The organism is Arthrobacter sp. CG_A4 (assembly GCF_035985125.1).
Lineage (GTDB): Bacteria > Actinomycetota > Actinomycetes > Actinomycetales > Micrococcaceae > Arthrobacter.
The window spans coordinates 34,207-41,939 of record NZ_JAXCID010000038.1; the positions used below are offsets into that span (position 1 = coordinate 34,207).

The window sequence follows — 7,733 nt, forward strand, 5'->3', positions numbered from 1 at the left end:
GGGATGCTGAAGATCGGGTTGACGGGCGGCATCGCCGCAGGGAAGTCAGTGGTTGCTGCGCGGCTGCGAGAGCTCGGCGCTGTGGTGATCGACGCCGACGCCCTGGCCCGTGAGGTGGTGGAGCCGGGAACGCCCGGACTGGCCAAGGTGGTGGAGGCCTTCAGCAAGGCTGTCCTGGCGTCCGACGGGGCCCTGGACCGGCCGAAGCTCGGCGCCCTCGTGTTCGGCAACCCGGAACGCCGGGCCGTGCTGAACGGCATCATCCACCCGCTCGTCCGGGAGCGTGCCGCCGCGCTGGCCGTTGCGGCGCCGAAGGACGGCGTCATAGTGCAGGACATCCCGCTTTTAGTCGAGACGGGACAGGGTGCCAATTTCCACCTCGTGGTGGTGGTGGACGCCATGGACGCCGTCCGGCTCCAGCGCATGATGCAACACCGGCAGATGAGCGAGGAGGACGCCCGCGCCCGGATGGCTGCCCAGGCCACGCGGGAGGAGCGGCTGGCGGCGGCCGACGTCGTGCTGGACAACTCCGGTTCCACGGCCGAGCTCCGCGACGCAGTGGACCGGCTCTGGAAGTTCCGGCTGGCGCCCTTCGCGGAGAACCTGGCCAGGCACCGCCTCGCACCGCGGACCGGCGGGCCGGTGCTGACGGATCCCAACCCGGACTGGCCCGCGCAGGCCGCCCGGCTCGTCGCGCGCCTGCGGGCGTCCGCAGCGCAGGACGACCTGACACAGGACATCCTGGCGCTGGACCATGTCGGGTCCACCGCCGTCCCAGGACTCGCCGCGAAGGACGTGCTGGACCTCCAGCTCGGCGTTGCGGACATGGCCGCCGCGGGCCGGATCGCGCCGCTGCTGGCCGAGGCGGGCTTCCCCGGCTGGCCCGGCATCGTCACCGACACCCCCAAGCCCTCGCACCCGGACCCGGCGGACTGGCTAAAGCGCCTGCACGGCAACGCGGACCCCGGGCGGGCGGTCAACCTCCACATCCGGGCCGTGGGGTCCCCGGGCTGGCGGTTCGCGCTGTGCTTCCGGGACTGGCTGCGCGAGGACGCGGACGCCCGGGCCGACTACCTGGCCGAGAAACGCCGGGTCGCCACGCTGCACGGAGTGGACAAATCCACCGCGGGCTACGCCGCCGATAAAGAGGCCTGGTTCACCGGGCATGCTGCAGCGCCGATGGAGGCGTGGGTACAGCGCACCGGCTGGCGGCCGCCGTCGTACCCGGAACGGGGACAGGAAACGGAGCCGGACCGTACCGCCGAAAGCTGAATCGGGTCAACCCGTCGGTGCCCGGCAGTAGATTAGATGCATGAGTCTTGCCCAGGAGATAAACCGTGTTGTGGCGCCCTTCGAGGTCATCAGCGATTTCCAGCCGGCGGGAGACCAGCCGGCCGCGATCGCCGACCTGACCGAGCGTGTCAACAACGGCGAGAAGGACGTGGTGCTGCTCGGTGCCACCGGTACCGGTAAAAGCGCGACGACGGCCTGGCTGATCGAGCAGGTCCAGCGGCCCACGCTGGTGATGGTGCAGAACAAGACCCTGGCCGCGCAACTGGCCAACGAATTCCGCGAACTGCTCCCGAACAACGCGGTGGAGTACTTCGTCTCCTACTACGACTACTACCAGCCCGAGGCCTACGTGGCGCAGACGGACACCTTCATCGAGAAGGACTCGTCCGTCAACGAGGAGGTGGAACGGCTCCGGCACTCCGCCACCAACGCGCTGCTGACGCGCCGCGACGTGATCGTGGTGGCTACCGTCTCCTGCATCTACGGCCTCGGCACGCCGGAAGAGTACATTGCCGGCATGGTCACGCTCCGCAGGGGTGCCGAGATGAACCGCGATGATCTGCTCCGCAAATTCGTTTCCATGCAGTACACCCGCAACGACATGGACTTTCACCGCGGCACGTTCCGCGTCCGCGGCGATACCGTGGAAATCATCCCGATGTACGAGGAGCTTGCGATCCGGATCGAGTTCTTCGGCGACGAGATCGAGAACATCCAGACTCTCCATCCGCTGACCGGAGAAGTGCTCCGGGACGAGACCGAGATGTACGTCTTCCCTGCCTCGCACTACGTGGCCGGTCCGGAACGTATGGGCCGGGCGATCAAGAGAATCGAAGACGAACTGGCCGAGCGTCTCGCGGTGCTGGAAGGCCAGAACAAACTGGTCGAGGCCCAGCGGCTCCGGATGCGCACCACCTATGACCTGGAAATGATGCAGCAGATGGGCTTCTGCAACGGCATCGAGAACTACTCTTCGCACATTGACGGCCGCGCCCGTGGGACCGCGCCGCACTGCCTCATCGACTACTTCCCGGACGACTTCCTCCTGGTGATTGATGAATCCCACGTCACCGTGCCGCAGATCGGCGCCATGTACGAGGGGGACATGTCACGCAAGCGGAACCTCGTGGACCACGGCTTCCGGCTGCCGTCCGCGATGGATAACCGCCCGCTCAAGTGGGACGAGTTTCAGGACCGGGTGGGCCAGACGGTTTACTTGTCCGCGACCCCGGGCAAGTTTGAGCTCGGCAAATCCGACGGATTCGTCCAGCAGATCATCCGTCCCACCGGCCTGATCGACCCTGAGGTGATCGTCAAGCCCACCAAGGGCCAGATCGATGACCTCCTCGGTGAGATCCGGACCCGCACCGAAAAGAACGAACGCGTCCTGGTCACCACCTTGACCAAGCGGATGGCCGAGGACCTCACCGACTATCTGCTGGGCCACGGCGTCAAGGTGGAATACCTGCACTCCGACGTCGACACCCTCCGCCGGGTGGAGCTGCTCCGCGAACTCCGGATGGGCGTCTTCGACGTGCTGGTGGGCATCAACCTGCTCCGTGAAGGGCTGGACCTGCCGGAGGTTTCGCTGGTGAGCATCCTGGACGCGGACAAGGAAGGCTTCCTTCGCTCGGCCACCTCGCTGATCCAGACCATCGGCCGTGCCGCCCGGAACGTCTCCGGCGAGGTCCACATGTACGCGGACCGCATCACCGATTCCATGGCCAAGGCCATCGACGAGACCAACCGGCGCCGCGAAATCCAGGTCGCGTACAACACCGAACGAGGGATCGATCCGCAGCCGCTGCGGAAGAAGATCGCGGACATCACGGACCAGATCGCCAAGGAAGACGCGGACACCCGCGAGCTGCTCGCCAATGCGGGGAAGGCGCGCGGCAAGGGCAAGGGCGCGTCGAGGATCCGGGCCGACGGGCTGGCCGCCGCTCCGGCGGAGGATCTCGTCGGGCTGATCGAACAATTGACCGAACAGATGCACGCGGCCGCCGCGGAGCTCCACTTCGAGCTTGCCGCGAGGCTCCGCGACGAGGTGGGGGAGTTGAAGAAGGAACTTCGCCAGATGCAGGCCGCCGGGCACGCCTAGGCTAAGTCGGTGAGCGCAGCCAAGCTGGACGCCCCGGCTCGAAGCGGACTCCCGCAGGAGCCTGAGCGGCGCGGGGCAGCCCTGCGGTTCGGTTAGGCTCGGACCGTGAAAACCTTTGGCGCTGCCGCAGCGGAGAGTCCGGCGCTGGATCCCCGCCGGGTCCAGCGTCGGACCGTTTCCGTGCTCAGTGCCGCCCAGCTCCTCAGCGGCGTGGGCAGCGGCGCCAGTCTCTCCGTCGGATCCCTGCTGGCGGTCCAGCTCTCCGGCTCGAACGCCTGGGCCGGCTCGGTCACCACCACCATGACCCTCGGCGCCGCGGCGGCCGCCCTGCCGCTCGCAGGACTGGCCGGACGACGAGGCCGGCGGGCCGCCCTGGTGACCGGCCTGCTCTCCGCCATGGCCGGGGCACTGCTGGTGATCGTCGCCACGGTGACGGGCAGCTTCCCGGTGCTGCTGCTGGCCGCGGCCCTGCTGGGACTCGGCACGGCCGCCAATCTGCAGGCCCGTTTCGCCGCCGTCGACCTCGCCGAGCCGGAACACCGCGGCCGTTCCCTTGCGATCGTGGTCTGGGCCGTGACCATCGGCGCCGTAGCCGGTCCCAACCTGATCCGTCCCGGCGCCCTCGTGGGGGAGGCCCTTGGCCTGCCGGCACTGGCCGGTCCGTTCGTGTTCTCCACGGCGGGGCTGGCGCTGGCCGCGCTGCTGCTGATCCTTGGTCTGCGGCCGGATCCGCTGCTACTGGCCGCCCGGCTCCGTTCCGCCGGCAGCCCGCCCGCCGCCGCCGGCACCGCCGCCAGCAGAGGCGCCGCCGCCGCCGGAGCCACCAACGCTGCCCGACGGCGGCACGGCCTCCGTCATGGTATGCGCGCCATCCGGGCCTCACCACGGGCCCGGCTGGCCCTCCTCGCGGTCATCGCGGCGCACGGCTGTATGGCCGCCGTGATGTCGATGACGCCCCTGCACCTGCAATTGCTGACCGAGGGGCCCCTTGCCGATATGCCGGCCGGCCACGCCCACGCCGCCAGCACCGATGTACTGGTCCTGATCGGATTCACCATCTCGCTGCACATCGCCGGGATGTACGCACTCTCTCCGGTGATGGGCTGGCTGACGGACAAGTCAGGCCGGCTCCCGGTCATCATCCTGGGCCACGGACTGATCCTGCTCTCGGTCCTTGTGGCCGGCTTCGGCCAGGCACAGCCGGTCCTGGTGACGGTGGGCCTGGTGCTGCTTGGGCTGGGCTGGTCCGCGGCCACCATCGCCGGGTCCACCCTGCTCGCCGAAAGCGTCGGCGCCGACGACCGGGTCCTTGTCCAGGGCGTCTCGGACACCATGATGGGGGTGGCCGGCGCCGTCGGGGCAGGGTTTTCCGGACTCGTGATGAGCGGGGTCGGTTATCAGGGCCTCAACCTGGCGGCGGCCGCCGTCGCCGCGGTGGTGTTGGGGGCGGTCCGGAAAACAGAAAAAAGACCAGGCTGAGTCGTGGCCGGGGGTCGTAGTGACCCGAATTGCCTGAGCCGATCCACTACGAACCAGGCGGACTGGCTACGAGCCGCCGGCCGCACCCAGCCCTGGCGCGCCGGCACGGGGCGTTCGCAGCGTTCTAACCGTCGCCAGAAGCCAACCCAATATTCCGAGGATGACCGCGGCAACGATGCCGATGGGGATCATGATGCCCCACGCTGCCGGTTCGCGGAGTGCCGTCTGCACAAACGGCGTGATCAGAATTGGCAGGGAGGTCAGGAGGAGAAAGACGAGGAAGGCCGCCGTGATGGGGTAGGCGAACGCGCGCCGTTGCAGTTGCCTGATACCGGCGCCGAGTGCGGCCGGGAGAAAAAAGGCATAGTCGAGGACGTGGACGGGGTTGGTCGGCAGGTCCATGTCAACCACACTTTGTGGTCTGCTGCCGTTGAACAGGGCGGGTACGTCCTCGGAAAGCCAGAGCAGGCCGAACATCCCGGCAACTACCAGGAGAGTCCAAGCGGCGACTGTGACGGCGCGATTGCTTGTAAAGCGCTCTGCGGTCCTCTCCCTATCGATAGACGTCAACCCGCCGATCAGGGCGAAGAGGCTGAGGCCGAGAACTGCGACCCATAGCGGGAAAACCGCACCGAACGGGACGGAGAAGGTGTAGATCACATAGCTGTACACCGTAAACGCGACCGCTCCCAACCAGATCAGATAGGCGCGGTACGATCCGCGCAGTGCCAGAACAGCGCAGAGCACGACCAGCGGGGCGGCCACCACCGCATTGACAATGTCCTGGGCCAGCGCCTGGAACAGAAAAGCGGATGTCAGACTGTCATAGATACCGTTGACGGTGAGCCCGATTATGCTGCCGATGAAGGCCAGGACGGCGGCGGCGATCGAGAGGCGCAGCCATGGCTTGGCCCTGCTGCCCGCGCGTCGTTGATCGACGTCGATGGACAAAATTTCCCTGTTCATTGCTCATCCTTTGTTGTTTTGCTACCGATGGTTCTGTTCATCAGGAGACGAACGGCCCCTCACCAACTCCGGGCGACCCAGGGCTCGAGCTCAGCTGATCCAGCTCAAGCGCCAACAGCAGGTGTAAGCGGTCCAGGTCCGGGCACGTGTCGGGATCCGCGACAAGGGTGATCGTGAGCTTGCCCCGATAGGAGAACACAGCGAAGGACACGGTCACGTTCCCGATGACAACGGTGAGCGGAACAATGTCTACGACGGGAAATCCCCCAATCGTCACCATCGATTGCGGCCCGATGAGGTTGGTCACGAAGGTGTGGATTACCCGCTGATGGTCGACGAAGCGTTGAAGGAGTCCAATGGTCGCCAGCAGGCGGAAGAGGGGACCAAGCACCGCGGTGGAACTGCCGGGCGGGGAAGCTCTTGCCGCCTTGGTGATGCCGGCGATGGCCCGGAGCCGTTCTCCGGGTTCTTCGGTTGCGGGGAGCCGAAGGGGGATGGCGCCGCTCCGGTTACCCAACAATCTCGCCGTCGTGCGATCTCGGGAGGAGAACGGGATCGAGGCAATGATGTCGTCCGTTTTCTCACTTCGTTCCGCGAGGAGGTGGTGAAGCGACCCGGTAATGGCGGTCAGGACGACGTCGTTGACCGTTGCGTTATGGCTGTGAGCCACCTCGCGGATGACTGACAGGTCGCGGCTGAGTATCTTGAAGCGCTGCCGGGTGCCGGTGGGGCGATTCAGCGAGGTCCGGCTCGCCTGACCGCCAATTGACGAACGCAGCTGGCGAAGTGCCTGGCCGACCCGCGCGATCGTTCGGGGGAGATTTCTTGCCGTGCCCAGACCACGTGTGGCAGCATCACGGGCGAGTTGAGTTCGGGTCGGTGCAGGGCGTGGGAACCCCGCGTCGCTGGATCCCGCCCCTTCCCCCGCGAGTTCGCCCAGGATAGCGAGGCCCGCGACACCGTCCGCGAGCACGTGGTGGAACACAACGACCAGGGCTGACGTGCCCTCGTCAACCCCCGTCACGATCGAGGCCGACCAGAGAGGGCGACCGCGGGGAAGGCGAACTCTCACCAGTCCGGCTGCAACCGACAGCACCCCGTCCATCCCTCCCGGTCCGGGGCACGCCACGACAGAAACATGATCGGTGATCGTGAAGTTAGCTGAGTCCACCCAGATCGGCCGCCCGCATCCGATCGGTACCTTCACGAGGAGTTGACGAAGCCGCGGGATGCCCGGCAGACGCCTGCCGATGGCGGCGACAAGAAGTGTCGGGTCGAGGCCCGCGCTGGTGTCCAACAGGAGCACGACGCCCACCTGCATCGGTGAAGTTCCGTGGTCGCTGGCCAGGGACATAAGGTCATCAGTGCTCACGCGCTCGATCGGCGGGCCATCATCCGGAAACCGGCTTCCGCCGCCAAACTGGTGCCGTAGCGGCGCCGTCGGAGCAGGGCTGTCGTTGCCGCCAGTTGGGTTCCACCGGCGACGTGAGATCGGTAATCGTGGGTGCTTCATGGACTACGAGACCCGTCCCGTGATCAGGGCCGGAGTTCTCCCCAGGGTGCCGCTGGCGCCGAGTCCGAGAGCAACGACGGCGAGTAGCGGGCTCGCGATGCTCCACCAGGTAAGGAGTGCGAAGGGCACGGCGCCCAGGATGATCAGCGTCATTCTGGGCAGCGTAGGGGAAACCCAGGGGGCAACGACCACGGCGAGGCTGCCAACGATGCCTATTGCGGCAATCCACCCCACACCCGTGCCCGCAGCCAGCATCAATTCGAGCAGTCCGAGAATGCTCACTAGTCCCAATGCCGTTCGGTTAAGGGCTGGGGGCGGGTGTCAAGATCCTCGTGCTGAGTGTCGCCGGGTACGTGCGGCGGTCGATATCGCGTTCCTTGG

At 66.9% G+C, this 7,733-nt stretch carries 6 protein-coding genes; 3 read left to right on the forward strand and 3 right to left on the reverse strand.

What is annotated here, in order from left to right:
- The first annotated feature begins 3 nt into the window (after nt 1-3).
- From coaE to RCH07_RS14925, 3 genes are all read left to right on the forward strand, one after another.
- Nucleotides 4-1,272: a dephospho-CoA kinase gene (coaE, locus tag RCH07_RS14915; RefSeq protein WP_326968266.1), complete on the forward strand. Its 1,269-nt coding sequence runs from the start codon at nt 4-6 to the stop codon at nt 1,270-1,272.
- Nucleotides 1,273-1,312: 40 nt separating this feature from the next.
- On the forward strand, nt 1,313-3,394 hold the full coding sequence (uvrB, locus tag RCH07_RS14920; RefSeq protein WP_326968267.1) for an excinuclease ABC subunit UvrB: 2,082 nt from the start codon (nt 1,313-1,315) through the stop codon (nt 3,392-3,394).
- Between the two features lie 105 nt (nt 3,395-3,499).
- Nucleotides 3,500-4,873 carry an MFS transporter gene (locus RCH07_RS14925; RefSeq protein WP_326968268.1) on the forward strand — a complete coding sequence of 458 codons (1,374 nt, stop codon included), beginning with the start codon at nt 3,500-3,502 and terminating at the stop codon, nt 4,871-4,873.
- A gap of 66 nt (nt 4,874-4,939) precedes the next feature.
- On the opposite strand, the gene RCH07_RS14930 is transcribed toward RCH07_RS14925, so the two are convergent.
- The 3 genes from RCH07_RS14930 to RCH07_RS14940 all read right to left on the reverse strand — a co-directional run bounded on the left by RCH07_RS14930 (nt 4,940) and on the right by RCH07_RS14940 (nt 7,634).
- Nucleotides 4,940-5,824, reverse strand: a complete 885-nt coding sequence (locus RCH07_RS14930) for a hypothetical protein (RefSeq protein WP_326968269.1) — start codon at nt 5,822-5,824, stop codon at nt 4,940-4,942.
- Nucleotides 5,825-5,879: 55 nt separating this feature from the next.
- Nucleotides 5,880-7,211 carry a wax ester/triacylglycerol synthase domain-containing protein gene (locus RCH07_RS14935; RefSeq protein WP_326968270.1) on the reverse strand — a complete coding sequence of 444 codons (1,332 nt, stop codon included), beginning with the start codon at nt 7,209-7,211 and terminating at the stop codon, nt 5,880-5,882.
- Between the two features lie 144 nt (nt 7,212-7,355).
- Nucleotides 7,356-7,634 (reverse strand): hypothetical protein, encoded by a 279-nt coding sequence (locus RCH07_RS14940; protein WP_326968271.1) that lies wholly within the window; start codon nt 7,632-7,634, stop codon nt 7,356-7,358.
- Nucleotides 7,635-7,733: the final 99 nt, after the last annotated feature.